This is a genomic window from Lysobacter xanthus, from assembly GCF_047159895.1.
The window spans coordinates 154,760-181,166 of record NZ_BAAGAB020000001.1 but is presented as its reverse complement, the minus strand read 5'-3'; the positions used below and the strand labels follow the sequence as shown (position 1 = coordinate 181,166).

The 26,407-nt window shown below is 72.3% G+C and carries 24 protein-coding genes, 1 tRNA gene, 1 pseudogene and 1 riboswitch; of the genes and pseudogenes, 20 read left to right on the top strand and 6 right to left on the bottom strand.

The annotated features are described in order from the left end of the window. The first annotated feature begins 84 nt into the window (after positions 1-84). Genes ACY35P_RS00900 through ACY35P_RS00890 form a run of 3 tightly spaced genes read left to right on the top strand, consistent with a single transcriptional unit; the run spans position 85 to position 2,168 of the window. Positions 85-615, top strand: a complete 531-nt coding sequence (locus ACY35P_RS00900; RefSeq protein ID WP_462113929.1) for a phage holin family protein — start codon at positions 85-87, stop codon at positions 613-615. Between the two features lie 4 nt (positions 616-619). Beyond that, positions 620-1,012 (top strand): hypothetical protein, encoded by a 393-nt coding sequence (locus ACY35P_RS00895; RefSeq protein WP_462113928.1) that lies wholly within the window; start codon positions 620-622, stop codon positions 1,010-1,012. A gap of 7 nt (positions 1,013-1,019) precedes the next feature. Further along, positions 1,020-2,168 carry an AI-2E family transporter gene (locus ACY35P_RS00890; RefSeq protein WP_462113927.1) on the top strand — a complete coding sequence of 383 codons (1,149 nt, stop codon included), beginning with the start codon at positions 1,020-1,022 and terminating at the stop codon, positions 2,166-2,168. 3 nt (positions 2,169-2,171) lie between these two features. On the opposite strand, the pseudogene ACY35P_RS00885 reads toward ACY35P_RS00890, so the two are convergent. Further along, positions 2,172-2,970 (bottom strand): annotated as a pseudogene (locus ACY35P_RS00885) (M90 family metallopeptidase). A 335-nt stretch (positions 2,971-3,305) separates the two neighbouring features. Between ACY35P_RS00885 and ACY35P_RS00880 the strand changes: the two are divergent. The 8 genes from ACY35P_RS00880 to ACY35P_RS00845 all read left to right on the top strand — a co-directional run bounded on the left by ACY35P_RS00880 (position 3,306) and on the right by ACY35P_RS00845 (position 10,819). Further along, positions 3,306-4,307 carry a biotin--[acetyl-CoA-carboxylase] ligase gene (locus ACY35P_RS00880; protein ID WP_462113926.1) on the top strand — a complete coding sequence of 334 codons (1,002 nt, stop codon included), beginning with the start codon at positions 3,306-3,308 and terminating at the stop codon, positions 4,305-4,307. Next, positions 4,304-5,029: a type III pantothenate kinase gene (locus tag ACY35P_RS00875; RefSeq protein ID WP_462113925.1), complete on the top strand. Its 726-nt coding sequence runs from the start codon at positions 4,304-4,306 to the stop codon at positions 5,027-5,029. The genes ACY35P_RS00880 and ACY35P_RS00875 overlap by 4 nt, the downstream gene beginning before the upstream one ends. Before the next feature lie 44 nt (positions 5,030-5,073). Then, positions 5,074-5,721 carry a hypothetical protein gene (locus tag ACY35P_RS00870; protein WP_462113924.1) on the top strand — a complete coding sequence of 216 codons (648 nt, stop codon included), beginning with the start codon at positions 5,074-5,076 and terminating at the stop codon, positions 5,719-5,721. Further along, positions 5,712-5,787, top strand: a tRNA-Thr gene (locus tag ACY35P_RS00865). Before ACY35P_RS00870 ends, ACY35P_RS00865 begins: the two co-directional genes overlap by 10 nt. Before the next feature lie 75 nt (positions 5,788-5,862). Then, positions 5,863-9,102 (top strand): bifunctional diguanylate cyclase/phosphodiesterase, encoded by a 3,240-nt coding sequence (locus ACY35P_RS00860; RefSeq protein ID WP_462113923.1) that lies wholly within the window; start codon positions 5,863-5,865, stop codon positions 9,100-9,102. Between the two features lie 65 nt (positions 9,103-9,167). Next, positions 9,168-9,419 (top strand): Rossmann-fold NAD(P)-binding domain-containing protein, encoded by a 252-nt coding sequence (locus ACY35P_RS00855; protein ID WP_462113922.1) that lies wholly within the window; start codon positions 9,168-9,170, stop codon positions 9,417-9,419. 114 nt (positions 9,420-9,533) lie between these two features. Continuing rightward, a complete protein-coding gene (gene rocF / locus ACY35P_RS00850) occupies positions 9,534-10,457 on the top strand; it encodes an arginase (protein ID WP_462113921.1) in 924 nt (307 codons plus the stop codon). Positions 10,458-10,666: 209 nt separating this feature from the next. Continuing rightward, entirely contained in the window at positions 10,667-10,819 is a 153-nt protein-coding gene (locus ACY35P_RS00845) for an entericidin A/B family lipoprotein (RefSeq protein ID WP_462113920.1), read from the top strand. 64 nt (positions 10,820-10,883) lie between these two features. Here ACY35P_RS00845 and ACY35P_RS00840 read toward each other — a convergent pair whose 3' ends face one another. After that, entirely contained in the window at positions 10,884-11,681 is a 798-nt protein-coding gene (locus tag ACY35P_RS00840; RefSeq protein WP_462113919.1) for a hypothetical protein, read from the bottom strand. A gap of 160 nt (positions 11,682-11,841) precedes the next feature. On the opposite strand from ACY35P_RS00840, the gene ACY35P_RS00835 reads away from it, so the two are divergent. From ACY35P_RS00835 to ACY35P_RS00820, 4 genes are all read left to right on the top strand, one after another. Then, a complete protein-coding gene (locus ACY35P_RS00835) occupies positions 11,842-13,131 on the top strand; it encodes a tryptophan--tRNA ligase (RefSeq protein ID WP_462113918.1) in 1,290 nt (429 codons plus the stop codon). After that, positions 13,128-13,451 carry a hypothetical protein gene (locus ACY35P_RS00830; RefSeq protein WP_462113917.1) on the top strand — a complete coding sequence of 108 codons (324 nt, stop codon included), beginning with the start codon at positions 13,128-13,130 and terminating at the stop codon, positions 13,449-13,451. The genes ACY35P_RS00835 and ACY35P_RS00830 overlap by 4 nt, the downstream gene beginning before the upstream one ends. 49 nt (positions 13,452-13,500) lie before the next feature. Beyond that, the gene (locus ACY35P_RS00825) at positions 13,501-16,641 is read left to right on the top strand and encodes a PAS domain-containing protein (protein ID WP_462113916.1); all 3,141 of its coding nucleotides are present in this window, start codon (positions 13,501-13,503) and stop codon (positions 16,639-16,641) included. A gap of 70 nt (positions 16,642-16,711) precedes the next feature. After that, a complete protein-coding gene (locus tag ACY35P_RS00820) occupies positions 16,712-18,766 on the top strand; it encodes a TonB-dependent receptor plug domain-containing protein (protein WP_462113915.1) in 2,055 nt (684 codons plus the stop codon). 8 nt (positions 18,767-18,774) lie between these two features. On the opposite strand, the gene ACY35P_RS00815 is transcribed toward ACY35P_RS00820, so the two are convergent. Continuing rightward, complete coding sequence (locus ACY35P_RS00815) at positions 18,775-19,140, bottom strand: helix-turn-helix transcriptional regulator (protein WP_462113914.1); 366 nt, start codon at positions 19,138-19,140, stop codon at positions 18,775-18,777. A gap of 92 nt (positions 19,141-19,232) precedes the next feature. Between ACY35P_RS00815 and ACY35P_RS00810 the strand changes: the two genes are divergently transcribed. The 5 genes from ACY35P_RS00810 to pyrC all read left to right on the top strand — a co-directional run bounded on the left by ACY35P_RS00810 (position 19,233) and on the right by pyrC (position 24,399). Then, positions 19,233-20,723, top strand: coding sequence for an NADP-dependent isocitrate dehydrogenase (locus ACY35P_RS00810; RefSeq protein ID WP_462113913.1), 1,491 nt, complete (start codon positions 19,233-19,235; stop codon positions 20,721-20,723). Continuing rightward, entirely contained in the window at positions 20,720-21,586 is an 867-nt protein-coding gene (locus tag ACY35P_RS00805; RefSeq protein ID WP_462113912.1) for a DUF6671 family protein, read from the top strand. The genes ACY35P_RS00810 and ACY35P_RS00805 overlap by 4 nt, the downstream gene beginning before the upstream one ends. 85 nt (positions 21,587-21,671) lie before the next feature. Then, complete coding sequence (gene bioD, locus ACY35P_RS00800) at positions 21,672-22,370, top strand: dethiobiotin synthase (RefSeq protein ID WP_462113911.1); 699 nt, start codon at positions 21,672-21,674, stop codon at positions 22,368-22,370. Beyond that, positions 22,367-23,365 carry an L-threonylcarbamoyladenylate synthase gene (locus ACY35P_RS00795; protein WP_462113910.1) on the top strand — a complete coding sequence of 333 codons (999 nt, stop codon included), beginning with the start codon at positions 22,367-22,369 and terminating at the stop codon, positions 23,363-23,365. Before bioD ends, ACY35P_RS00795 begins: the two co-directional genes overlap by 4 nt. Beyond that, a complete protein-coding gene (gene pyrC, locus ACY35P_RS00790; protein ID WP_462113909.1) occupies positions 23,362-24,399 on the top strand; it encodes a dihydroorotase in 1,038 nt (345 codons plus the stop codon). The genes ACY35P_RS00795 and pyrC overlap by 4 nt, the downstream gene beginning before the upstream one ends. Positions 24,400-24,445: 46 nt before the next feature. Here pyrC and ACY35P_RS00785 read toward each other — a convergent pair whose 3' ends face one another. The 3 genes from ACY35P_RS00785 to ACY35P_RS00775 form a co-directional block, all read right to left on the bottom strand. Then, complete coding sequence (locus ACY35P_RS00785) at positions 24,446-25,024, bottom strand: TMEM165/GDT1 family protein (RefSeq protein WP_462113908.1); 579 nt, start codon at positions 25,022-25,024, stop codon at positions 24,446-24,448. Between the two features lie 3 nt (positions 25,025-25,027). Further along, positions 25,028-25,205: riboswitch (yybP-ykoY riboswitch) on the bottom strand. A 42-nt stretch (positions 25,206-25,247) separates the two neighbouring features. Then, positions 25,248-25,934 carry a Dph6-related ATP pyrophosphatase gene (locus tag ACY35P_RS00780; RefSeq protein WP_462113907.1) on the bottom strand — a complete coding sequence of 229 codons (687 nt, stop codon included), beginning with the start codon at positions 25,932-25,934 and terminating at the stop codon, positions 25,248-25,250. Positions 25,935-25,961: 27 nt separating this feature from the next. Beyond that, positions 25,962-26,306, bottom strand: coding sequence for a hypothetical protein (locus tag ACY35P_RS00775; RefSeq protein WP_462113906.1), 345 nt, complete (start codon positions 26,304-26,306; stop codon positions 25,962-25,964). Positions 26,307-26,407: the final 101 nt, after the last annotated feature.

The following is a 26,407-nucleotide window of genomic DNA, read 5'->3' as shown; positions in this document are numbered from 1 at the left end:
GAACGAACCTCCATCGTGTCCAGCGCGGGGAGCGCGAGCGAACGCGAGAAGTCCCGGGATCATGCCGATCCCGGGCCTGCGCCCGTGGGCGGAAGCAACACGCCGCCGCCCCCGCCCGAGCTCGAGGAATCGCTGCGCCAGGTGATGGCGGCAGGGCGCGCCAGCATGGGCGCCGTGTCGGACGCCTCGAAGGCGTTCCGTGGCCTGCTCGCCGCCGATGTCTCGCTGGCCCGCAGCGCCTTCGGGCGCTCGCTGGCGTTCGCCGGCCTCGCCGTGGCCTTCGGCGCGAGCGCCTGGCTGCTGCTGATGGCCAGCACCGTCGTCGTGCTTCGCGCGCAGGTCGGGCTGTCGTGGGTGGTGGCGATGCTCGCCTGCGCCGGCCTGAGCATCGTGGTCTGCGCGCTCGCCGCCTGGGGCGCGATGCGCTACTTCGAACACACCCGCTTGAAGGCCTCGCGTCGCCAGCTCGCTCGCCTGGGCTTCGGCGAACTCGCCGACTTCACGCCCGCGCCGGGTTCGGCGCGCTCGGCGAAGTCGGTCGAGGATGCCGACCTCACCACCGCCAGCGGCGCGCCGATCAAGGACGAGGTCGGCGTGCCGGTCACGCCGCCCTGAGCCCATGTCGACCTCCTTCCGCCAGCTGATCCAGAAAGTCGACCAGGCCGAGGCCGCGCTCGAGGCGCAGGAGCGGCGCGTGGCCGCCGACTGGCGCCAGCTCAAGGCGTCGTGGGTCTCCGGCTGGACGCCCGGTCGCATCGTGCTGGCCGGCCTCGTGAGCGGCTTCGTGATCGGCCGCGTCGAGCCGACCAAGTCGGTGGCCAAGGGCAGCACGATCCTGCAGATGGTGACCGCGCTGTCCGGCCTGTTCGCCAGCGCCACGGCGCAGCAGGCCGCGACGCGCATGGACACCGTCGCCGACGACGTGGGGCAGGTGGCCGACGACGTCGGCACCGCGGCCGATTCCGCACAGGCCGCCGCCGCGTCGGTCGTCGAACCGGCCGCTTCGGCCTGAGGCTCCAATGACCAGCACCACGCCGCAGCACACGGTGGTTCCGCCCGCCGATCCCTCGCCCGTCACCGGCGAATCGGCCACGCCCGCGGACGCGACGCCGGCCGAGCCCGTCGCCTCGCGACCGCGTTCGCCCACCGCGGTCGTCGTGCTCGCGGTGCTGGCGGTGGGGTTCACCCTCTGGGCGGCGCAGGGCCTGATCCTGCCGGTGCTGCTCGCGATGTTCTTCGCGCTCGTCGGCAACCCGATCATCCGCGTGCTCAAGCGCGCCTTCGTGCCGCGTTTCGTCAGTGCGCTGCTGGTGATCACGCTGGGCTTCGGCGGCACCGTGCTGCTCGTGGAGCAACTCGTGCAGCCGGCGACGGAATGGATCCGCGAGGCACCGACGGGCATCCGCTCGCTCGCGCCGAAGCTGCGCGAGATGGTGAAGCCCGTGCACGAGGCGAACCAGGCCGCGCAACGCCTCGCGCGCGCGGCGTCGTCCACCCCGGGCGAGGCGCGCGTGCAGGTAGTGCGCACGGAGACGAACGATCCCTACCGCTGGCTGATGACCACGCCGAAGCTCGTCAGTTCGCTGCTCGCGGTGGTGCTGCTCACGTTCTTCTTCATGGTTTACGGCGAGAACCTGCAGAAGCACGCGCTCGCCCTGCTGCCCACGCGGCAGCAGCAACGCATCACCGTCGACATCCTCAGTTCCATCGAGCGCGAGATCTCACGCTACGTGCTCACGATCAGCGTGATCAACGCCGTGGTCGGCGTGGTGATCGCGGGCCTGCTCAACTGGATCGGGGTGCCGGTGCAGGAGGCGCTGCTGTGGGGCACGATGGCCTTCCTGCTGAACTTCGCGCCCTACGTCGGCCCGCTGATCGGCATCCTGACCCTGCTGGTGATGGGCTTCCTGCGCTACGAGGACTGGATGGCGCTCGCGCCCGCGGGCATCTACCTGCTCGTGCACACGCTCGAAGGCCAGCTGCTCACCCCGATCGTGCTCGGGCGCTCGATGCGCCTCTCGCCGCTCGTGCTCATCCTCTCGCTCATGGTCTTCGGCTGGCTGTGGGGCATGATCGGCCTGCTGCTCGCGGTGCCGCTGCTGGTCTGCATCAAGCTCGTGCTGTCGCGCCTCGACGGTCTCGATGGCTGGGCGCGACTGCTCGAGTAAGGCTCAGCGCGCGAACGGCGCGGGGCCGTACAGGCGCGCGAGGTGGTCGGCGACCTTGGGATACGCGCGGCGCAGCACGTCGGGCGCACTGAAGTGGTACTCGCTCGCGACCGCGAAGAATTCGTCGGCCGATTCCGCGGCGTATTCGTCGATGGGCGGACGGCGTCCGCGCTCGAGCCGCGCGTCGAGATCGTCGAAGGCCTGCTGGAAATCGCGCACCCACGCGGCGTGCCAGTCCGACGCGAGCGGCGGCGTGCCGTCCATCTCGCCGTCGAGTGCGTCGAGCTTGTGCGCGATCTCGTGCACCGCCACGCAGAACCCTTCGCGCGGATCGGCGCAGTCGGCCTGCGCGTCGGCCCACGACAGGATCAGCGGGCCCGCATCCCAGGCTTCGCCGATCAGGTCGTCCTCCCATTCGTGCAGCACGCCCGCGGCATCGACGTGGCTTCGGTTCACCCGGAAGGCGTCGGGATAGACGATCAGCTGCGACCAGCCGCGCAGGGCGCCGACGCCCAGTTCCAGCACCGGCAGGCAGCAGCAGGCGGCGAGCACCGCGCGCTCGCGGTCGTCGAGTTCGAGCCCGGCGACGGGCGTGATCGCGCGATTGCGCAGGAACCAGGCGGCCAGGCGCGACAGCCGCGCGCGGCGCGGCTCATCGAGTGCGCGCGCCCAGGGGACGTGCGCGACGACATGCGCCTCGAGGGCGGGGTCGAGCGGGGTATCGGGGGTGTCGGGCCGCGCGAGGCGGCGGATCCAGCCGAACAAGCGTCAGCGGAACATGCCGGGCAGGAAGCTGTGCCAGCGGGTGCGCGTGGTGCCGACGTCGCCGTGCACGCTCGGGCGCACGCGGCCGTCCTGCGCGGGCGCGGTGTCGCGCGCCGCCGCGGGCTTGCGCGATTCGACGCGCGCCGGGACCGGCACGTCCGCGCCACCGCTCTCGGCGCCGCTCAACCGCACGTCGCGCGCGGCCGCATCGGCACAGGCGACGAGCATCAGCAGGCACAGGCAGGTACGGAGCATGGCGGTCCCTCGATCCGGGAAGGCCCGGAGCCCGGCGAGGATAGCGCGATTCCCGGACCGGTCCGTGCCGGGCGTCGGCAGGCGGGCTGGCCGGTTCAGCCGGACCATAATGCGGGCATGCATCGCGACCCGGACGCCCGCCCCACCCTCGACGACCGGGCCCTGCTGCGCGCGCTGGCCGGTGGCCCGGTCTCGGGCGATGCCCTCGCACGCGGTACCGGCCTCACCCGCGCGGCCGTCTGGAAGCGGATCGAGGCGCTGCGCGAGGCGGGGGTGCCCGTCGAGGCCGCGGCCGGCCGCGGTTACCGTCTCGCGACGCCGCTCGACCTGCTGGACGCGGACGCCATCCGCGACGCGCTGCCGGCCCCGGCGGCGGCGCTGCTGGGCGGCCTCGAGGTCGCCTGGACGATCGACTCCACCAACACCGCGCTGCTGCGCGAGCCCGCGACGCCCGCCGCGCGGGTGCTGTTCGCCGAGCGGCAGACGCAGGGCCGCGGACGTCGCGGCCGCACCTGGCAGGCCCCGCTCGGCGCGAGCCTGCTGCTGTCGGTCGCGCGCACGTTCGATGGCGGCCTCGCGCGCCTGGGTGGGCTCAGCCTCGTCGCCGGGCTCGCCGCGGCCGGCGCCCTGCGCGAGGCGGGGTTCCCCGACGTCGGCCTCAAGTGGCCGAACGACCTCGTCGTCGATACCGGCGCGGGCCTGCGCAAGCTCGGCGGCCTGCTGGTGGAAGGCGGCGGCGAGCATGCGGGCCCGGTGCGCGCGGTGGTGGGCCTCGGCCTCAACGTGCGCCTGCCGGATGCCGGCGTCGACATCGACCAGCCGTGGACCGACCTGTCGCGGCTCGGGCCCACGCCGTCGCGCAATGCACTCGCCGCCGCGCTGCTCGCGCGCCTGCTGCCCGCGCTCGAGATGTTCGACCGCGAGGGCTTCGCGCCGTTCGCCGCACGCTGGGACGCGTTCGACGTCCTGCACGGTCGCGACGTCCTGCTTCACCTGCACGACCGCGTGGAGCCCGCGCACGTGCTCGGTCTCGCACCCGACGGGGCGCTGCGCGTGCACACGGCGACCGGCGAACGCGCGGTGCACGCCGGCGAAGTCACGCTGAGGGCAGCGGCATGAGCGACTGGCTCTTCGACCTCGGCAACACCCGGCTCAAGTGCGCGCCCCGCGTCGACGGCCGCGCCGGCGAAGCGATCGCGGTGCCCCATGCCGAAGGCGGCATCGCCCATGCCCTCGACAGCGTGCTGCCCGCGCGCATCGACACCGCCTTCGTGGCGAGCGTCGCCGGCGAGCCGCTGCGCGTGGAACTGCTGGACGCGCTGACGCGCCGCTGCACGCGCATCGAACTCGCGCGTACGCAGGCGCGTTTCGACGGGCTGCGCATCGCCTATGCGGTGCCGGCGCGACTGGGCGTCGACCGTTTCCTCGCGCTCGTCGGCGCGCGCGCCATGGCCCCGGGGGCGGTGCTCGTCTGCGGCGTCGGGACCGCGCTCACGATCGATCTCGTCGACGCGGGAGGTCGCCACCTCGGCGGACGCATCGCGCCGTCGCCGCGACTGATGCGCGAGGCGCTGCAGGCACGCGCGCCGCAGCTGCCGGTGGACGGCGGCGAATGGATGGACTGGGCCTCCGACACCACCGATGCGCTCGAAAGCGGCTGCCAGGGCGCGGCGCTCGCGCTCGTCCGCGAGGCCATCGCCGATGCGGGGACGCGGCTCGGGGTCGCACCGGACGTGCTGCTGCACGGCGGCGGCGCCGATGCGCTGCGCGCACGACTCCCCGCGGCGCATTGGGCGCCTTCGCTGGTGCTCGACGGTCTCGCCCGATGGGCCGCAGGGTGACGGTCGACGCAGGCCGTCGCGGCACGGGTCGCTAGAATCGAACGATGCTGACGCGTGCGCTGCTCGTGCTGTTGCTGGTGCTCAATGTGGGCGTCGCCGCCTGGTGGGCGCTGCACGTGCCGCCGACGCCCGCGGCCCCGCCGCCGCTCGACGGGCCGACGCTGGAGCTGGTCGGCGCGGCGCCGGTCGCGCGCACCCGGCCCGCGGCTGACCTGCGCTGCCTTCGCTACGGCCCGTTCAGCGATCCCGCCGCGTTCGATGTCGCGCGCCGCGCCATCGCCGGCGAGGTTGCGTGGACCGCCGTGGCGCAGCAACTCGCCAGCCCGCCCCGTGCCTGGCGCGTGGTGCTGCCGCAGCCCGACCGCGCGACCGCGACCGCCACCGCGGCCCGGATCGGCGCCGCCGGCTTCAAGGACTACCTCGTGCTGCCGGACGCCGGCAGCGACGCACACGCGATCGCGCTCGGCCGCTACCGCAACGAAGCATCCGCCCGCGAACGCGCCGCGAGCCTCGCGGCCGCCGGCTTCGCCGCCGTGGCCGAACCGGTCGGCGGCCGCGTGGTGCAGTGGCTCGACGTCGCGGCGCCGCCCGCGTTCGCACCGCGCTCGGCGACGCTCGGCCTCGACGGTGCACCGATCGACTGCGCCGGGGTCGTGCGGGACGGGCGCTACACTATCCCCGGGCCGGCTTAGCTCAGTCGGTAGAGCAACTGATTTGTAATCAGTAGGTCGTCGGTTCGATTCCGACAGCCGGCACCACGGAGCCCACGCCCGCGCCTGATGTACTGTGCCGCTTCACGCGGCCCGTGCGGGCCGCTCGCGAAGGGAGCGATGGTGGGGACCATCCGCGCCGGTATCGAAACGGGAATTTCCGCTGCACGGACGCGGTCGACGGCACTGCTGGTCGGTTCGGTCGTGTTCGCGCTGTCAGCGGTCGCGACGCTCGGCCTGCTGCGCCTGAGCGAAGGCACGGTCGCGATCTGGATCTCCAATGCGCTCGTCGTCGGCTATGCGATGCGCCGGCCGTCGATGTCGTTCGCGACCGCCGCCGGCATCGCCGCGCTCGGCACGCTGCTGCTCGGCCTGCTGCCGGGCATGCACCTCACCGCCACGCTCGTGTCCGCGCTCGCCAATGGCATGGAGGTCGGGTTCGTCTGCCTCGCGATCGATCGCCTCGGGCTTCGTGGCAGCGGCGCGGTCACGCCGTCGCGCGTGCTCGCCGGGTTCGCGATCGCGGTCGTGCTGGCGCCTGCGCTCGGCGCGCTGCTGGGATCGGTGGTGCCCGGCGCACGCGCGTGGGCGCCCCTGTTCATGCGCTGGTTCGTCGCCGATGCCTTCGGCATGTTCATCGTGCTGCCGCTGGTCTGGTCGTACCGGCGCGACGAGGCCCGCGAGCTGGTGCGCGGTCGCCGGGGCGCAGGCTTCGTCGCCTGGATCGGGGTCGTGGTCGCCGTGGCCGCGCTGTCGATCCTCTATCTCCACTATCCGTTCGCGCTGTTGCCCCTGCCGATGCTGGTGGTGGCGCTGCAGCGCGGCGTGTTCGCGACCGCGGTCTGCAACATCGTCTCGATCGTCACCGTGCTGGCGGTCGCGCTGCTGCGGCACCGCTACGACCCCGGCTCGGTCGACGCGGTGATCCCGTCGCACCAGTGGTTCCAGGCCTGCCTGGGCACGTTCGGGCCGCTGCTCGTCGCGGGCCTCACCGCCGAGCGCGATCGCGAGCGGCGTCGCTCGCTCGCCGTGGCCGAGCGTCTGCAGGTGATCGCCGACAACCTGCCGGCCTACGTCGCCGAGGTCGGCCCCGACCTGCGCTACCGGTTCGCCAATCGCAAGTACCTCACCTGGCTCGGCAAGTCGCCCGAGGCGCTGATCGGCCACACGCCGGCCGAGGCGCTGGGCGAGGACGCCGCCACGCGGCTGCGGCCGTACATGGAACGCACGCTCGCCGGCGAGCCGCAGCGCTTCGAATTCGAGTTGCCCGGCCAGCGGCTCGACGTCTTCTACGAGCCGCTGCCGCAGTCCGGCGGCTTCGTGCTGATGGCGCACGACGTGACGTGGCGCTACGAGGCCGAGCGCCGCTTCCGGCACCTGCTCGAATCCGCGCCCGACGCCATGCTGCTCGTCGATCCCGACACGCGTCGCATCCTGCTCGCCAACCGGCAGGCCGAGTTGATGTTCGCCTGTCCGCGCACGCAGCTGCTGGGCGAGCCGATCGCGCGCTTCGTCGACGGCTTCGATCACGTCGACGAAGCCGCGGTGCGCCTGCACCTCGCCGCTCGCACGGTGCGCGCCGAAGGCGACGTGCTCGAACTCACCGGCATCCAGGCCGGCGGGCAGGGCTTCCCGGTCGAGGTCGTGCTCAGCGAGTTGCGCACCGGCGAGGCGACGCAGTTGCTCGTCGCGATCCGCGACGTCTCCGCGCGACGCCGCACCGAGCAGGCGCTGCAGGAGGAGCGCGAACGCGCGCACGTGACCCTCAATTCGATCGGCGACGCGGTGGTCACCTGCGACACGCTGCAGCTGGTGACGTCGCTCAATGCCATCGCCGAGACGATGACCGGCGTGACGCAGCGCGAGGCGCTCGGTCGACCGCTGGAGGAGGTCGTGCGCCTGCATCATGCCGACGGCCGCGCGGACGCGCGCGAGGGGGCTGCGCTGCTGCGCCGGCGCGACGGCCAGGAACTGCATGTCGAGTACGCGCAGTCGCCGATCACCGACGGCGAGGGCCGCGTCGTCGGCGGCGTCACCGTGCTGCGCGACGTCAGCGAGATGCGCGCGATGGCCGAGCGCATGTCGCACCTCGCGCAGCACGACTACCTCACCGGGCTGCCGAACCGCGTGCTGCTGCAGGACCGCCTCTCGCAGGCGCTGCAGACGCCCGGCCGCGGCGCGGTGCTGTTCGTCGACCTCGACTTCTTCAAGACGATCAACGACTCGCTCGGCCATCCGGTCGGCGACCGCGTGCTGCAGGAAGTCGCGCGGCGACTCGCGGGCACGGTGCGGCCGGACGACACGGTGAGCCGGCAGGGCGGCGACGAATTCGTGCTGCTGCTGCCGCGGCTGTCGAATCCCAGCGGCGCCGCGCGCGTGGCCGAAAAGCTCATCGGTGCGATCGAGGCGCCGCTCGAGATCGACGGCCGCACGTTGCACCTGTCCGCCAGCGTGGGCATCGCGCTGTTCCCCGAGGACGGGCAGGACATCCTCGCGCTGACCAAGCAGGCCGACACCGCGCTCTACCACGCCAAGCAGAGCGGCCGCGGGCGCTACAGCTACTTCACCGCAGTGATGAGCGAGCGCGCGGACCAGCGCCTGCGGCTGGAGAGCGAGCTGCGCACGGCGGTGACCGCGGGCCAGCTCTTCCTCGTCTACCAGCCCAAGATGCAGCTGCCGGGGCGCACGCTGTCGGGCATGGAGGCGCTGGTGCGCTGGCGGCATGCGGACGGCCATGTCGTGCCGCCGATGGACTTCATCCCGATCGCCGAGGAGACCGGCCTGATCCGCCTGGTCGACGATTGGGTGCTGCGCGAGGCCTGCCGCCAGAACCGCGCCTGGATCGACGCCGGGCTGCCGGCCGTTCCGGTGGCGGTGAACCTCTCGCTCGCCAGCTTCGATCCGGTGCGCATCATCGGCGACCTGCAGCGCGCGCTCGCCGACACCGGGCTGCCGCCTTCGCTGCTCGAGGTCGAGCTCACCGAGAGCCAGATGCTCGGCCACAGCGACCGCGCCGCGCAGCTGATCCAGGGCATCCGCCTGCTGGGCGTGCGCGTGTCGGTCGACGATTTCGGTACCGGCTATTCGAGCCTGGGCTATCTCACGCGTCACCGCTTCGACGCGATCAAGATCGATCGCTCGTTCGTGCAGGGCCTGCCCGGCGAGCCGGGGCAGCGCGCGGTGGTCGAGGCGATCCTCGCGATGGCGCATGCGCTCGACTACCGCGTGGTGGGCGAGGGCGTGGAGACCGACGAGCAGGCCACCGCGCTGCTCGAGCTCGGCTGCCACGAGATGCAGGGCTACTTGCTCGGCCGTCCGCTGCCCGCCGAGGACATGGAGCGGCTGTTGCGCGAGTCGCGCTGAGGCCTTGCTGCGCGCCTCACGCCGTGCGCGCGACGCTCGACGGCCCACGGCACGAGGAGCACGACATGGCACGCGAATTCCCGGGCGGCGCGCCCGCGAGCGGCATCGGACGCCAGGGCGACCTGGATCCCTCGACGCGCGGCGCCGATCGCGCCGACAGCGACCTCGGCGCGCGGCAGGCGATCGAAGGCCGCGAGGAGGACGACCTCGCCGCCGGCAGCGAAGCCGAGGCCTGGCTCCGGGGCGCGCGCAGCACGCCGTCGTCGGCGGACGTGCGCAGCGACGACATGGGCGCGCCGAACGGCGAGCCGCTCTGAGTCGCGACGGGACGGCGACGCGCGGGCGACCGCCGCGTCGCCCCCGATAGAATGCGGCCACCGGTCGGGCCTGCTGGGGTGGAGTCGCCGCGGCGCCCGGGCGCGGAGAACCGCATGTCCCGTCCCTATCTCCCCGTCACCCTGGTCGGGGCGCCGACCGACGTCGGCGCCGGCCATCGCGGCGCACGCCTCGGCCCCGAGGCGCTGCGCATCGCGGGCCTCGGCGAGGCCCTGCTCGCGCGCGGCCTCGACGTGCTCGACCGCGGCAACCTCGACGGCCCGCGCAATCCCTGGCTCGATGCGGTCGACGGCTACCGGCATATCGCCGAGGTCACCGAGTGGAACCGCATCGTCATGGACGCGATGTACGCCGAGCTGCACGGCGGCCGCATGCCGGTCCTGCTCGGCGGCGACCACTGCCTCGGCCTCGGCTCGATCACCGGCGTCGCGCGCTGGTGCCGCGAGGCCGGCAAGAAGCTGCGCGTGCTGTGGCTCGATGCGCATGCCGACTTCAATACGAGCGAGGTCACCCCGTCGGGCAACATCCACGGCATGCCCGTGTCCTGCCTGTGCGGGCTCGGCCCGACGCCGCTGACGCACCTGGGCGGCAGCGCGCCCGCCGTGCGTCCCGACGAGATCCGCCAGATCGGCATCCGCTCGGTGGACGAGGGCGAACGCCGCCTGATCAAGCAGTACGGCCTCGACGTCTACGACATGCGCTACATCGACGAGATCGGCATGCGCGCGGCAATGGACGAGGCGCTCGACGGCCTCGACGACGACACGCACCTGCACGTGAGCTTCGACGTGGATTTCCTCGATCCGAGTATCGCGCCCGGCGTCGGCACCACGGTGATGGGCGGGCCGACCTATCGCGAGGCGCAGCTGTGCATGGAGATGATCTGCGACACCGGCCGGCTGGGCTCGCTCGACATCATGGAGCTCAACCCGCTGATCGACGACCACAACCGCACGGCGATCCTCGCGGTCGACCTGGTCGAGAGCCTCTTCGGCAAATCGACGCTGCTTCGCGACTGAGCGGTTCACGGCATGCGTGGCGCCAATCGCCGGCGTGGCGTGAACGCAGCGCACGTCGTGCAACGCCGGTCGTCATCGGCATGAACGGCGGGTGAGGCGGAAGCGGGCGCGGGCAGCGACAGTGCACGCGCGTTTCACGCGGTGCATCGTGTCATTGCCCCCGCGGAATCCCCCTGCCGCCCCGCGGCATTCCCCGAGGAGATGACACCATGAAGCGTCTGACTGCCCTGCTGTTGCTCGCGATGTTCTCCATGTCCACCCTGACCGCCTGCAACACGATGGCGGGCGTGGGCAAGGACGTCTCGAAGGTCGGCGACAAGGTCGAAGACAAGGCGCAGGACTGCAAGGACGGCAAGTGCTGATCCACGCGCTCCGCGCATAAAAAAAGGGCCGGAGCGATCCGGCCCTTTTTTTTATCCGGCGCGCTTACCAGCCGCGCGGCGGATCCGGCACAAAGCCGCCCGGGAACGCACGCGGCTCGCGGCGGTCGCGGCGGCCGTAGCGCGAGGGGATGATGCCGCGCTGGGCGAGCACGTCGGCGTCGTCGTAGCGCACTTCCGTCACCTGCACCGGGCCGCCGGCGCGCACGAAGCCGGTGCGCGACACCGGGGCGTACTCGCGATAGCCGTGGCCGGTGCCGATCGACTGCGCGCGCGATTCCTCCATCGGCGGCGCGGAGGCCGCCGCGGCCGGTGCGCCCTGCGCGTCCATCGCCTCGCGTCGTTCGGGGTAGTAGACCGGCGGAGGCGGCGGCAACCGGCGTGCTTCGTCGAAGACCGCGATCCCGATCACGCCGACGTTGCGCGGCCGTCCGGTGCGCGCGGCGTAGCTGTCCCGCAGGTCGGAGAAGTAGAACTGCGCCACGTCGCGCATCGACTTGCGCCAGCCCGCGACCTCGGTCGTCCCGTAGGGCTCGAGCACGTAGCCGGCCTGGTTGCCGTCGGCGGTCTGCCCGGACACGGCGTTGACGCCATCGACGCTGAGCACGACCAGCACGCGCTCCGGACTGCGGTTGGTCAGTCGCACGGCGTACCGGTGGCCGGGCACGCCCGGCACCCAGGCCTGGCCGCGCGCGTAGTACTGCGGCAGCTCGTCGCGGGCGTCGCGATCGACGATCGACATCTCGACGCGTTCGCCGCGGCCATAGCCCTGCGCCTGCGCGCTGCCGGCGGCAGCGGCGAGGAGGGCGGCGACGGCGAGGACGGCACGGGTTCGGGCGGTCATGGGTGGCGCTCGTTGGTAAGGTGTCGAGATCAACGCATGGGCGCGCTGAACGGGGTCGCCACGGCCGCTTCCATGCGCGCAACGCATTCACCCGCCGTTGATCCGGGCCGACGCGGACCCCCGCGCTAGACTTGCGGCCCCACGATCCGCCCGCGACTCCATGGCCCGCACCCGCGTCCTCACCGGCATCACCACGTCCGGCACCCCGCACCTCGGCAACTACGCCGGCGCGATCCGCCCGGCGCTGGCGGCGAGCCGCGATCCGTCGGTGGAGAGCTTCTACTTCCTCGCCGACTACCACGCGCTGATCAAGGTGCAGGACCCGGCGCGCGTGCAGCGCTCCACGCTGGAGATCGCCGCGAGCTGGCTTGCCTGCGGGCTCGATCCCGCGCAGGTGTGGTTCTACCGGCAGAGCGACGTGCCGGAGATCCCCGAACTCACGTGGCTGCTGACCTGCGTCGCCGGCAAGGGCCTGCTCAACCGCGCGCACGCCTACAAGGCGGCGGTGGACCGCAATCGCGAGTCGGGCGAGGACGACGATGCCGGCGTCACCGCCGGCCTCTTCATGTATCCGGTGCTGATGGCCGCGGACATCCTCGTCTTCAATGCGCAGAAGGTGCCGGTGGGTCGCGACCAGATCCAGCACATCGAGATGGCGCGCGACATCGGCCAGCGCTTCAACCATCTCTACGGCGAGCACTTCACGTTGCCGGAGGCCGCGATCGAGCAGAACGTCGCGACGCTGCCGGGCCTGGACGGCCGCAAGATGAGCAAGAGCTACGACAACGTCATCCCGCTGTTCGCCCCGCGCGAGCAGCTGAAGAAGCTCATCTATTCGATCGTGACCGACTCGCGTGCGCCGGGCGAGCCGAAGGACGCCGACGCGTCGAACGTGTTCCAGCTCTACCAGGCGTTCTCGAGCGATGCGCAGGCCGCCGAGATGCGCCGCGCCTTCGAATCGGGCATCGCCTGGGGCGAGGCGAAGCAGGCGCTGTTCGAGCGCATCGACGCCGAGATCGCGCCGATGCGCGAGAAGTACGAGGCGCTGGTGGCGAACCCGGCCGCGATCGAGTCGATCCTGCGCGACGGTGCCGCGCGCCTGCGTGCCACGTACGCGACGCCGCTGCTGGCGTCGCTGCGCGAGGCGGTGGGGCTGCGCGACCTGTCGAAGGTGTCGATGGCCGCGACGAACGTCGACGAGACGCCGGCGCCCGCCGTCTTCAAGCAGTACCGCGAGGCCGACGGAAAGTTCTACTTCAAGCTGGTGCAGGGCGAGCGCCTGCTGCTGCAGAGCGCGGGCTTCGATGCACCGCGCGACGCGGGCCAACGCGTGGCCGCGCTCAAGCAGGCGGCGCGGCTCGACGACGAATCCGCCGCGATGCTCGCGGAGGGCGTGTCGCGCGCGGACGTCGATGCCGCGCTGGCCCGGCTGGCGGAGGCCGCGGCATGAGCATGAGCGCGTCGGTACAGCAGGTGCTCGCGCTCATCCTGTTCCTGCCGTGGTTCGCGATCCTCACCGGCCTGTTCTGCTTCTATCCGCGCGAGCCACGCCACGCACGGCGCCGCGCGTTCGACCTCGCCACGATCGCGCTCGCGCTCGTCGCCTTCGTGCTCGTCGTGCGCTGGGCACACGGCTACGCGGTGCCGACGGGCAGCGCCGGCAACATCTGGCGCCAGGTGCTCGCCACCACGTCCGGCTATGCGGTCTTCCTCGGCGTGATGGTGGCCGGCTGGTTCGCGCGCCGTCGGTGGCTGCGCGGGCTGTCCTGAGGCCTCACGGCCGGCGCGGTACCATCGGGACGCCCCCCGGGCCGCCCCGATGACGCACGCCTTCGAGCTCCTGCCCCGTGACCTGCCGACGGCCGAGCGCTACCGCGCCTTCGATTGGTCACGCACGCCGCTCGGTGCGATCGACGACTGGGACCTGGCGCTGCGCACGCTCGTCCCGGTCATGCTCGCCTCCAACCAGCCGATGTTCATCGCCTGGGGGCCGCAGCGGACGCTGCTCTACAACGCGCCGTATGCCGAATTGCTGGGCAACAAGCACCCCGACGCGTTCGGCCGTGACTTCCTCGAGGTCTGGCACGAGATCCGTGGCGACCTGACGCCGCTGGTCGAGGCCGCCTACCGCGGCGAGCCCTCGCAGGGCCAGGACCTCCAGCTGTGGATCGAGCGCCACGGCTATCGCGAGGAGGCGCACTTCTCCTACTTCTATTCGCCGGTGCGGGGCAGCGACGGCGAGGTCGCCGGATTCTTCTGCGCCTGCAACGACATCACCGCGCAGGTGGTGACCGAGCGCCGGATCGCCGAGAGCGAGGCGCGCTACCGGGGCGTGTTGCAGAACATGGACGAGGGTTTCGTCCTGTTCGACCGCGACTTCACGATCCTCGAAGTGAACGACGCGACGCTGCGCCTGGTCGGGCTCGCGCGCGACGAACTGATCGGCCGCAATCACTGGGAGCGCTTCCCCGGCGCCGAGCAGGGACCGGTCGGTGCGCTCTACCGGGACGCACTGGCCGCCGGCGCCTCGCGTTCGGCCGAGAATCTCCACCGTTTTCCCGACGGCCGCGAATGCTGGTTCGAGGTGCGCGCCTTTCCCGTCGGCGACGGTCTCGCCGCGCTGTTCCGCGACGTGACCGAACGCCACCGGCTCGAGGCCGAGGCAGCGGCGTCGATGGAACGCGTCAACCTCGCACTCGATGCGGGCGCGATCGTCGGCACCTGGATCTGGGACATCCCGGAGGACCGCGTGGTCGCCGACGAGCGCTTCGCCGTAAGTTTCGGCCTCGATCCGGGTGCCTTGCGCGACGGCGTGGCGATCCAGCACGCGTTCGATGCGATCCATGCCGAGGACCGGGCCAACGTTCAGGCGCAGGTCGCGCGAGCGATCGAGACGCGCGGCGCCTACCGCTGCCAGTACCGCGTGCTGCGCGACGGCCACTACCGCTGGGTCGAGGCGACCGGCCGGGTGCAATGCGATCCGGACGGCACGCCCCGGCGCTTTCCCGGCGTGCTGCTCGACATCGACGAGCGACGCCGCGTCGAGGCCGAGCGCGACCGCGCGACCGCGCTGCTGGAGACGTTCGTCGCCGCGGTGCCGGGCGTGGTGTATGCGAAGGACCGCGACGGGCGTTACCTCGTCGCCAACCGGGGCGCCGCGCAGTCGCTGGGCCTCGAGCCGGAAGACTTCATCGGGCGCACCGACGCGGAGGTCATGCCCGACCCCGAGGATTCGGCGGCGGTGATGGCGAACGACCGCGCGGTGATGGAGAGCGCCGTCGCCACGCAGGTCGAGGAAGTGGCGCGGCGTCCAAACGGCGAAACGTCCATCTGGTGGTCGTCGAAGGCGCCGCTGCGTGGCCCGGAGGGCGCGGTGATCGGCCTGGTCGGCACCAGCGTCGACATCACCGAGCGCAAGGCCATCGAGGACGCCCTGCGCCTGTCCGAGCAGCGCAGCGCACTGGCGATGGACATCGCACGGCTCGGCACGTGGCGCTGGGACCTGCGCACCGGCGTGATCCTCGCCGACGCGCGCTGCCGCGAGATGTGCGGGCTCGATGCCGATGCCGCGACGTTCGCGTTCGACGCGATCGAGGCGCGCGTGCATCCGGGCGACTGGCCGGCCGTCGTGCGTGCGCTGCGGGCGGCGCTCGACCCGCAGGGCGAGGGTGCGTACGCCGAGGAGTTCCGCTGGCGCCACGCCGACGGCCGCGTGGTCTGGACCGCCTCGCGCGGCACTGTCGAATTCGAGGGCGAAGGCGCGGCGCGGACCGCGGTCGCGCTGCTCGGCTCGGTCATCGACATCACCGAGCGCCGCCAGATGATCGAAGCGCTGCGCCAGGCCGACCAGCGCAAGGACGAGTTCCTCGCGATGCTGGCCCACGAACTGCGCAATCCGCTCGCACCGATCGGTACCGCGGCGCATGTCCTGAAGCTGTCCGCGGGCGACGCGGGTCGCGTGGGCCACGCCGCGGAGATCATCGACCGGCAGGTGGGCCACCTCACGCGGCTGGTCGACGACCTGCTCGACGTGTCGCGGGTCACCCGCGGCCTGGTCCAGCTCGACCGCGCGCCCGTGGACCTGCGCAGCGTCGTCGCGACGGCGGTCGAGCAGGTCCGCCCGCTGGTCACCTCGCGACGTCACGAACTCCGCACGCGCGTAGGCGCGGGGCCGTTCGTGGTCGACGGCGATTTCCATCGACTCGTCCAGGTGGTGGCGAACCTGCTCAACAACGCCGCGAAGTACAGCCCCGCGGGCGGGACGATCGAGATTTCGCTCGACCTGCGCGACGGCGAAGCGACGCTCTGCGTGGCCGACACCGGCGTCGGCATCGCCCCGCACCTGCTGGAGGCGGTGTTCGACCTGTTCACGCAGGCCGAGCGCACGCCTGACCGCAGCCAGGGCGGGCTCGGCATCGGGCTCGCGCTGGTGCGCAGCCTGGTGCGCCTGCACGGCGGCCGCGTGCGCGCCGAAAGCGACGGTGCGCAGCGAGGCGCGCGCTTCATCGTCGAACTGCCGCTCGCAACGGACATGCCGGTGACGCCGCGCGCCGTGGAGTCGGTCGCGGTCGGATCGCGGCGTCGCGTGCTGGTGGTCGACGACAATGCCGATGCCGCGGGCACGCTCGCGGACGTGCTGCAGATCGTCGGCCACGAGGTGACCGTCGCGCACGATGCCGGCGGCGCGCTCGCCGCGGCCGAGATGGCCGAGGCCTGGGACGCCTGCATCCTCGACATCGGCCTGCCCGACATGACCGGCCACGAGCTCGCGGGCCGGCTGCGCGCGCTCCCGGCGGCGGCCGGCGCGACGTTCGTCGCCCTGACCGGCTACGGCCAGCTGCGCTACCGCGAGGTCTCCACCGCCGCGGGCTTCGAGCACCACCTCGTCAAGCCGGCGAACGTGCCGGAACTGCTCGGGATCCTCGAGCGCGCCGGCGTGTCGGCGGCGCGCCGCGTTTAAACCCGGCGGGCCGCGGCCGCATCGATGGAGGACCGGCGGCGCGTCGACCGCTTCTCCCATCAGGCCCGACATGTCCGCTCGCCCGCTTCGATCCGCGCTCGCCTGCGCACTGCTTCTCGCCTGCTCCGCACTGCATGCGCAGGAGCCGACGGCGGCGACCGTGGCGACGCGCAGCTACGCGCCCGCCGACTTCGTCCGGTACGCGCCGCACAACGCACTCGACATGCTGCGCCAGGTGCCCGGCTTCGTGATCCGCGAGGCCGAGCAGGAACGCGGGCTCGGCGAGGCGACCGGCAACGTCGTCATCAACGGCCGGCGCATGTCCGGCAAGAACAACGACGTCATCACCGAGCTCACGCGCATTCCCGTCGAGAACGTGGTGCGCATCGAGATCGTCGACGGCGCGAAGCTGGACGTCCCGGGCCTGTCGGGCCAGGTTGCGAACATCGTGACGCGCGCCGGGGGCATCCGCGGGCAGTGGTCGTGGAAGCCGGACGTGCGGGCCTACAACACGCGGCCGCAGCTCACGCGCGGCGACGTCTCGGTCAGCGGCTCGAACGGCGGCCTGCAGTACACCGTCGGCCTGCGCAACGACGCCAACCACAGCGGCGCGGACGGCGGCACGCGCATCTACAACGCCGACGGCAGCCTGCGCGACACGCGCTACGACGCCTGGACCGGCGAGTCGGACCGCCCGAAGCTCAGTACGCGCCTCACCTACACCGCCGCCGACGGCGACGTCGCGAACCTCAACGCATCCGTGCAGAAGCAGTTCTTCCACTATCGCGAGGATGGCGTGCGCAGCGGGCCGGGCCTGCCGGATCGCGAACGCCGGGTGCGTGAACAGGAGGGCGGCCATGCCTACGAGGTCGGCGGCGACTACGAGTTCGGGCTCGGCATCGGCCGGCTGAAGCTGATCGGCCTCGACCGCTATTCCAGCAGCCCGTACTCGCAGACGGTGGTGACGCGCGTGGTGGACGGCTCGGCCGCCGACAGCGGCAGCCGCTTCGCGCGCGACAGCGAGGAGACCGAGCGCATCGCGCGCGCGGAATACCGCTGGAAGACCGGGGCGAGCGACTGGCAGCTCTCCGGCGAAGGCGCGTTCAACCGCCTCGACAGCGCGTCGAGCCTCGCCGTGCTCGATGCCGGCGGCGACTTCGTGGCCGTGCCGCTGCCGGGCGCCACCGCCGTCGTCGAAGAGGACCGCTATGCGCTGATCGGCAGCTGGGGCCATCCGCTCGGCGCCACCGCGAAGCTGCAGGTGTCGGCCGGCGCCGAGTATTCCAACCTCCGGCAGGCCGGCGCGGGCGGACTCAGCCGCAATTTCCTGCGGCCCAAGGGCTCGGTGTCGCTCGCCTGGAAGCCGTCCGACACGCTCGACGTCAACGTCAAGCTGCAGCGGCGCGTGGGCCAGCTGAACTTCTACGACTTCCTCGCCTCGGTGAACCTCAACGACGACCGCGAGAACGCCGGCAACCCGGACCTCGTGCCGCAGCAGAGCTGGGAACTGGAGGTCGAGGCGACGAAGAACCTCGGCGCCTGGGGCACCACCACGCTGCGCGTCTTCGACCACCGCATCGACGACCTGATCGACATCATCCCGATCGGCGCGACCGGCGAGAGCATCGGCAACATCGATTCGGCGCGCGAATACGGCTTCGAGTGGAAGGGCACGTGGAAGCTCGAGGCGCTGGGCTGGCGCGGCGCCAAGCTCGACACGCGCTGGATGGCGATGGAGAGCGCGGTGCGCGATCCGCTCACTGGCGTCGAGCGTCGCACCGGCAACAGCCTCGTGCACTTCTGGCAGGTCGCGCTGCGCGACGACATCCCCGACACGAATTGGGCGGTGGGCGCGGACGTGAACCACGAGAAGGATTCGCGCGACGTCCGCCTGACCGAGGTCGGCGAGACGTGGGAAGGGCCGCTCTGGGGCAGCCTGTTCGTCGAGCGCAAGGATTTCCACGGGCTGACCGTGCGCGGCACGCTGAGCAACGTGCTGGGCGCGCGCAGCTACCGCGACCGCTACGTCTACGTGGGCCGCCGCACCGGGCCGGTCGACTTCCACGAGGTGCGCGACCGTCGCATCGGACCGATCCTCTCGCTGAGCGTGTCCGGCACGTTCTGACCGCCGGATCAGCCGCGCGCGGTCGGCTTGCGGGCCGGGGTCTTCACGGCTGCCGTCCTGGTGGCCCGGGGTCGTGCCGCGGCGGCGACCGGCGCCGGGCCGACCACCAGGCCGATCAGGTCGCCAACCCGGCAGTGCGCCTCCAGCGGATGTCGCAATGCGACGTCCAGATGCAGCGTGTAGGTGTTGCGCCGGCCGTCGCGCTGGCGCTCCAGCACCCCGCCGTCCTCCAGCTCCGAGACGATGCGCTGCACCGCACGCTCGGTCACGCCCACCTTCGCCGCCACCTCGCGCAGGGTCTGTGCGCCGTCCGCCGCGAGGCAGACGAGCACGTGGGTGTGGTTGCTCAGGAAGGTCCAGCCGCTGTCGGTCATGCCGTTCGTCCGTTTTTCGTACGCCGTCGTTGACACGAACTCAATAACGCGACCTACAATACACGACACAAACGTCGTATATAGGAGGGCGCATGTCCGCCCAGCTCAGGCCGCAGACCGCCGTCGACCTGCTGCCGGACCGCACCATCGCCGTGGCCGCGGGCGACGGCATCGGCCCGGAGATCATGGACGCCGTGCTGTCGGTGCTGCGTGCCGCCGACCCGGGCCTGTCGTTCGCGCCGGTCACCGTCGGGCTCGAAGCCTACCGTGCGGGATCGACGGCCGGCTTCGGCCGCGAGGTGATCGACACCGTCGCCGAGCACGGCGTGATTCTCAAGGGTCCGATCACCACGCCGCAAGGCGGCGGCTACAAGAGTGTGAACGTGAGCCTGCGCAAGACGTTCGGCCTCTACGCCAACCTGCGCCCCTGCGTCGCCTACCACCCGTTCGTCGCGACCCATCATCCTGGCATGGACGTGGTGATCGTGCGCGAGAACGAGGAGGACACCTACGCCGGCATCGAGCACCGCCAGACGGACGAAGTGGTGCAGTGCCTGAAGCTCATCACGCGCCCGGGCTGCGAGCGCATCGTGCGCTACGCCTTCGAGTACGCGCGCATGCACGGCCGTCGCAAGGTCACGTGCATGACCAAGGACAACATCATGAAGCTCACGGACGGGCTGTTCCATCGCGTGTTCGACGAGATCGCGCCGGAGTATCCGGACATCGCCGCCGACCACATGATCATCGACATCGGCACCGCGAAGATGGCGGTCGACCCCAGGCGCTTCGACGTGGTAGTGACGCCGAACCTCTACGGCGACATCCTCTCCGACGTCGCCGCGGAAGTCGCCGGCAGCATCGGCCTCGCGCCGTCGTCGAACATCGGCCGCGACTGCGCGATGTTCGAGGCGGTGCACGGCTCGGCGCCGGACATCGCCGGGCAGGACCTCGCTAATCCGTCGGGCCTGCTGCTCAGCGCGGTGATGATGCTGGTGCACCTCGGCCGCCGCGCGCCCGCCGCCGCCATCCACAACGCCTGGCTGCGCACGCTGGAGGACGGCCTGCACACCGCGGACGTCTTCGGCGCGCACAGCCGCGAAAAGGTCGGCACGCGCGCCTTCGCGCAGGCGGTGGTCGCGCGCCTCGGCCAGCAGCCGCGGCAGCTCGCGGCGGTGGCGTATCCCGATCGCGCACCGACGCCGGCGGCGCCGACGTTGGAAGTCGCCCGGAACCCATCGGTCAAGACACTCGAGGGGGTCGACGTTTTCCTCCACTGGGACGTGCCGGGCCGCGATGCCGACACGCTGGGCGCCGCGTTGGAAGCGGTGGCTGGCCCGCAGTTCCGCCTGTCGCTGATCACCAACCGCGGGGTGAAGGTTTATCCGCAGGGCCAGAAGCAGACGACCCGCACGGACCACTGGCGCTGCCGCTTCGTCGTCGCCGACGACTACCTGCTCAAGCCCGCCTCGGTCTGCGCGCTGCTGCTGCGCGTGGCAGAAGCCGGCTTCGAAGCCGTCAAGACCGAGAACCTCTACGCCTTCGACGGCGTGCGCGGCTACTCGCAGGCGCAGGGCGAGTGAACGCCGTCCGCGGCCTCGCGCCGGCGGCGCTTTACGCCGGCCGGCGCGTCGCGCTGCTCACCCAGCACGGGAAGGAGGCAATCCTCGCGCCCGTGCTCGAGCCGGCGCTGGGCTGCCGGATCGATCTCGTCACCGGCTACGACACCGACCTGCTCGGCACCTTCACCCGCGACATCCCCCGCGAGGGCACGCAACTGCAGGCCGCGCGGCGCAAGGCGCGCATCGGCATGGAGCTGGGGGGCGCGAGGATCGGCCTCGCGAGCGAGGGCGCCTTCGGCACCGATCCGATGTTCGGCCTGCTGCCGTGGAACGTCGAGATCGTGATCTGGATCGACGACACGCTCGGCATCGAGGTCGTGGGCCGCGCGGCCGGGAAGGCGCGTTTCGCCACGCGCCGCGTCACCTGCTGGGCCGAGGCGGAGGACTTCGCGCGCCAGTGCGACTTCCCCGCGCACGGCCTCGTCGCTCGCCCCGACAGCGCCTTCGACCGCCGCGTGCACAAGGACATCGTCGACCTCGACGGCCTGCGGCATGCCTTTGACGCCGCGTTGGCCGAGTCGAGCGACGGCTACGTCGTGCTGGACGTCGACGCGCGGGCGCACCGCAACCCGACGCGGCAGGGCGTGATCCGCGAGGCCGCGCTCGACCTGGCCGCGCGTCTGGCGTCCTGCTGCCCGGCCTGCGATGCACCGGGCTTCGCGGTCGCGCGCCGGGAGCCCGGCCGCCCCTGCGCCGACTGCGGCGGCCCGACCAGCGACGCGCGCGCCGAGGTCCAGGCCTGCGTCCGCTGCGCGCACCACGAGGTGCGACCGCTGGGCGACGGGCCGGCCGATCCTGCGCACTGCCCCGGCTGCAATCCCTGACCGGCGCAACCGTCCGTTCCGGCGGGCCACGGTGGCGGCGAACGCCGCCAGGCCCGACACTTCCCCTTCTTCCTGCAGGCTCCCCATGCGCGGACTCTTCGTTACAGGCACCGACACCGGCGTGGGCAAGACGCGCGTGAGCACAGCGCTCGCGCATGCGCTGGCCGCGCGCGGCGTCGACGTGCGCGTGCGCAAGCCGGTCGAATCCGGCGCGCCCGACGGCCCCGACGGCCCGTTGCCGCAGGACGCCAGCGCGCTGCGCCTGGCCGCCGGTGCGCGCGAATCGCTGGCGACGATCTGCCCGTTCGCGCTGCGCGCGGCGCTGTCGCCCGAGCGCGCCGCCGCGCTCGAAGGCATCGAGCTCGAACTCGCGGCGCTTGCCGACGCGGCGGTGCAGGGCGTCGGCCCGTCGGGCCTGGCCCTCGTGGAAGGCGCGGGCAGCTTCTATTCGCCGATCGCGCGGGGCGCGCTCAATGCCGACCTCGCCCAGGCGCTCGGCCTGCCGGTGCTGGTGGTCGCGGCCGACCGCCTCGGCACGATCGGCCACACGCTGCTGACGGTCGAGGCGGTGCGTGCGCGCGGGCTCGTCGTCGCCGGCGTTGTCCTGAGCCAGACGTTCGCGCTCCCGGATGCGGAGATGGACAACGCCGGCGAGCTCTCGCGCTGGCTCGAGCGGCCGGTGCTGCGCCTGCCCTACGGCGGCGCGGCCGGGCCCGATGCCTGGCGTCGCGAGGCTGCGCTGCTGGAGCCCGTCGTGCGCACGCTGCTGGCCGACGCCGCATGAGCGATGCGGTGGACGCGGCGGCGATCGAGCGGGCGGTGCGCGTGCTGCGCGCGGGCGGGCTGGTCGCGTTCCCGACCGAGACCGTCTATGGCCTGGGCGCAGCGGCGCGCGACGCGACGGCGGTGGCGAAGATCTTCGCGGCCAAGGGGCGGCCCGCGGACCATCCGCTGATCGTGCACGTGCCGTCGGTCGAGGCGCTCGCGCGCTGGGCCTCGCACGTGCCCGATGCGGCGAAAAGGCTCGCCGCGGCGTTCTGGCCCGGCCCGCTCGCGCTGGTGCTCCCGCGCGCGCCTGGCGTACCCGACGCGGTGACCGGCGGCCTCGACACCGTGGCGCTGCGCATGCCGCGCCATCCGGTCGCGCTCGCGCTGCTGCAGGCCTTCGGCGACGGCGTCGCCGCGCCGTCCGCCAATCGCTACGGCCGCGTCAGCCCCACGCTCGCCGAGCACGTGCGCGACGAACTCGGCGATCGCGTCGACCTCGTGCTCGATGGCGGGCGCTGCGACGTGGGCGTCGAATCCACCATCGTCGATCTCTCGGGCGAGACGCCGGTGCTGCTGCGGCCGGGTGCGGTCACCGTCGCCATGCTCGAAGGCGTGCTCGGCACGCCGGTGCGGCCGGCGGGCGAAGGCGCGACGCCGGCGCCGGGTCGCAAGCCTTCGCACTACGCGCCGCGCGCCCGCGTGCTGCTCGCGAGCGATGCCGAGGCCGTGAGCCTCGCGCGCTCATTCAACGCCGGCGGCGCCCGCGTGGGACTGCTCTCCGTGCGGCCGCCGGTGGAGCCCGGCCTCGTCTGGCTGGGCCTGCCGGACGATCCCGAGCAGCAGGCACGCCAGCTCTACCAGCGCCTGCGCGATGCCGATGCGCTGGGCCTCGATGTGGTCGTCGCCGTGCCGCCGGCGGGCGAGGGCATCACCGAAGCGCTGCGCGACCGGCTGCACCGCGCCGCGGGGCTCGGCGACGGCGTGCCGGATGCGTCAGACTTCGCGCCATGACCGACCGCCTCACCATCACCCGACCCGACGACTGGCACGTCCACCTGCGCGACGGCGCGATGCTGCGCGACGTGCTGCCGGACACCGCGCGCCAGATGGGCCGCGCGATCGTGATGCCCAACCTCGTCCCGCCGGTGGTCACCACCGCGGACGCCGCGGCCTACCGCGACCGCATCCTCGCCGCACTGCCGGCCGGTGCGTCGTTCGAACCGCTGATGACGCTCTATCTCACCGAGAGCACCACGGCCGACGAGATCGTGCGCGCACGCGAAAGCGGTTTCGTGCACGGCGTGAAGCTGTATCCCGCGCATGCGACGACGAATTCGAGCCATGGCGTCGGCGACCTGCGCCGCTGCGCCGCGACGCTCGAGGCGATGCAGCGCGTCGGCCTGCCGCTGCTGGTGCACGGCGAGGTGACCGATCCCGAGGTCGACGTCTTCGATCGCGAAGCCGTCTTCATCGAGCGCGTGCTCGAACCGCTGGTGCGCGATTTCCCCGCGCTCCGGATCGTGCTCGAGCACATCACCACCACCGCGGCGGCGGACTTCGTGCACGCGGCGCCCGCGAACGTCGGCGCGACGATCACCGTCCACCACCTGCTGCTCAACCGCAACGCCATCTTCGCCGGCGGCCTGCGCCCGCACCACTACTGCCTTCCGGTGCTCAAGCGCGAGATCCATCGCCAGGCACTGGTGAAGGCCGCGGTCTCCGGCTCGCCGAAGTTCTTCCTCGGCACCGACAGCGCGCCCCATCCCAGGCATGCGAAGGAATCGGGCTGCGGCTGCGCGGGCATCTACACCGCGCACGCGGCGATCGAGCTCTACGCCGAAGCCTTCGATGCGGCCGGTGCACTCGACCGGCTCGAAGCGTTCGCCAGCTTCAATGGCCCCGACTTCTACGGCCTGCCGCGCAATGCCGGCACCGTGACGCTGGTACGAGAGCCGACGCCGGTGCCCGAGACGCTGCACGTCGGCGGCCACGAGCTCGTGCCGTTCCGCGCCGGCGCCACGGTGGGTTGGCGCTTGGTCGACTGACCGCGGCGGTCGGGGCGCGAGCGACTCGCGCACCGACCCGTCGCCCTCAGAACCCGAACGTGGCGCCCGCGCCCGCGAGGATCGCGAGGCCGAACACGGCGAACAGCGCGGCGGCGGTCGCACGCACGAGCTTCATCGGGATGCGGCGCAGCAGGCGGTCGCCGACGAGCACCGCCGGCACGTTCGCGATCATCATGCCGAGCGTGCTGCCGGCCACGATCGCGACCAGCGACGCATGCGTCGCGGCCATCGCCGCGGTCGCGAGCTGCGTCTTGTCGCCCATTTCGGCGAAGAAGAACGCGACGAGCGTGGTGCCGAAGATGCCGAAGCGTGGCGCCTCGGCGACGCCCGATTCGTCGAACGTGTCCGGCACCAGCGTCCATGCGGCCATCGCGACGAACAGCCCGCCGATCACCCAGCGCAGCACGCTCGGCCCGACGAGCGCCATCACCCACGCACCGGCCGCGCCGGCGAGCGCATGGTTGAACAGGGTGGCGACGAGGATGCCCAGCACGATCGGCACCGGCTTGCGGTAGCGCGCGGCGAGCACGAAGGAGAGCAGCTGCGTCTTGTCGCCGATCTCGGCGAGGGCGACGGCGCCGGTGGAGGCGAGGAAAGGAGTCATGGCGGTTCCAGGCCGGGCAATGGACGCAGGACCACGCGCATCCCCGGCCATCGGAGGCGGCGTGGTCCATGGTCTTGCCAGATGCGGGACCGCCGGCGCCATGGCCGGTTCAGGCCAAGCATGTTGACGCGGGCCTCGCCGGGATCGGCGAGAGGCTACTCCCCAGGGACGCGGCCATTGTACGCGCCCGGGCGCACCGGACGGCGGGGCGTCGCGCGTCGGTTCAGCCCGCCGACGCGGGCAGGAAGTCCGTGTACTCGAAGCGGCCGTCGCGCAGGACCCGCTCGCCGGCCTTCACCGCGATCGGCGTGGCGAACATCGGGCCGTCCACCACGAGCGTATGGAATTCCCCGTTCTCGCCGCACGGGTCGCAGCCGGACGGCAGGGCCGCGAGCAGCGTGTCGTCGAAGGCACGGCCGGAGAAATCCGCGTCGAGTTGCGCGGTGTCGACGCAACACAGGTGCGCGCGCAGGCCGCCGGCGATCATCGCGCGCGCGAGCACCGCGGTGTCTGCGCCGAACAGTGGCGTCTCCACGCGCCAGTCGAGCTTCGCGAGCGAGGCCTCGCGCCAGACGCGGACGTCGTCGAGGAAGAGGTCGCCGAACGCGACCGTGTCGAGGCCCGGCCAGCGCGCACGCGCGTCCGCGAGCGCATCCGCGATCGCCGCTTCGTAGCGCGCATTGTCGCAGCGTGGCTCGATGACGGCTTCGACCAGCGGCAGTCCGGTCGCCGCGGCTTGCGCGTGAAGCACGTCGCGACGGATGCCGTGCATCGCGATGCGGTCGTAGCCGCTGTTGACCGTGGTCAGCAGCGCGACGACCTCGACGTCGTCGCGCGCGCGCAGCGTGTGCAGGGTCCACGCTGCGTCCTTGCCGCCGCTCCAGGAGAGCAGCACCGGCCGGCGGCTCATCGCGTCATCCCTCGCGCGTCGCGGCACTCAGGCCGCGGTGACGTCGCGCAGCTGCCAGTGGCTGCCGGCCAGCAGGCGCAGGCGGTGGCGGACCACGTCGCCCGGCAGGACCGTCGTCAGCACGAGGTCGATGTGCAGGTCCCGCTGCTCGCCGGTGGCGACCGCGTTCGGATCGGTCGCCCCGAGCGCGGGGTCGACGTCGTCCGGATCGTCCTGCGTGCCGCGCCAGCGGTCGTACACCTGCGACGTGCGCATCGCGTTCTCGAGCTGCTCGGCGAAGCCCTCGGCGCCGTGCGCACTGAAGGACGTGTCGGGGTTGCTGCCGCGTGCGGCGGCGCCGTCGGGAAGGCGGATGTAGTAACGCGTCGGCATGGAGGGCTCCTCGGAAGGTCGCGTTCAGTCTATTCAGCATGCTACGCAGCGCCCGTGAACGCCAGAAACGACGACGGCCCGCCGGAGCGGGCCGTCGTGGG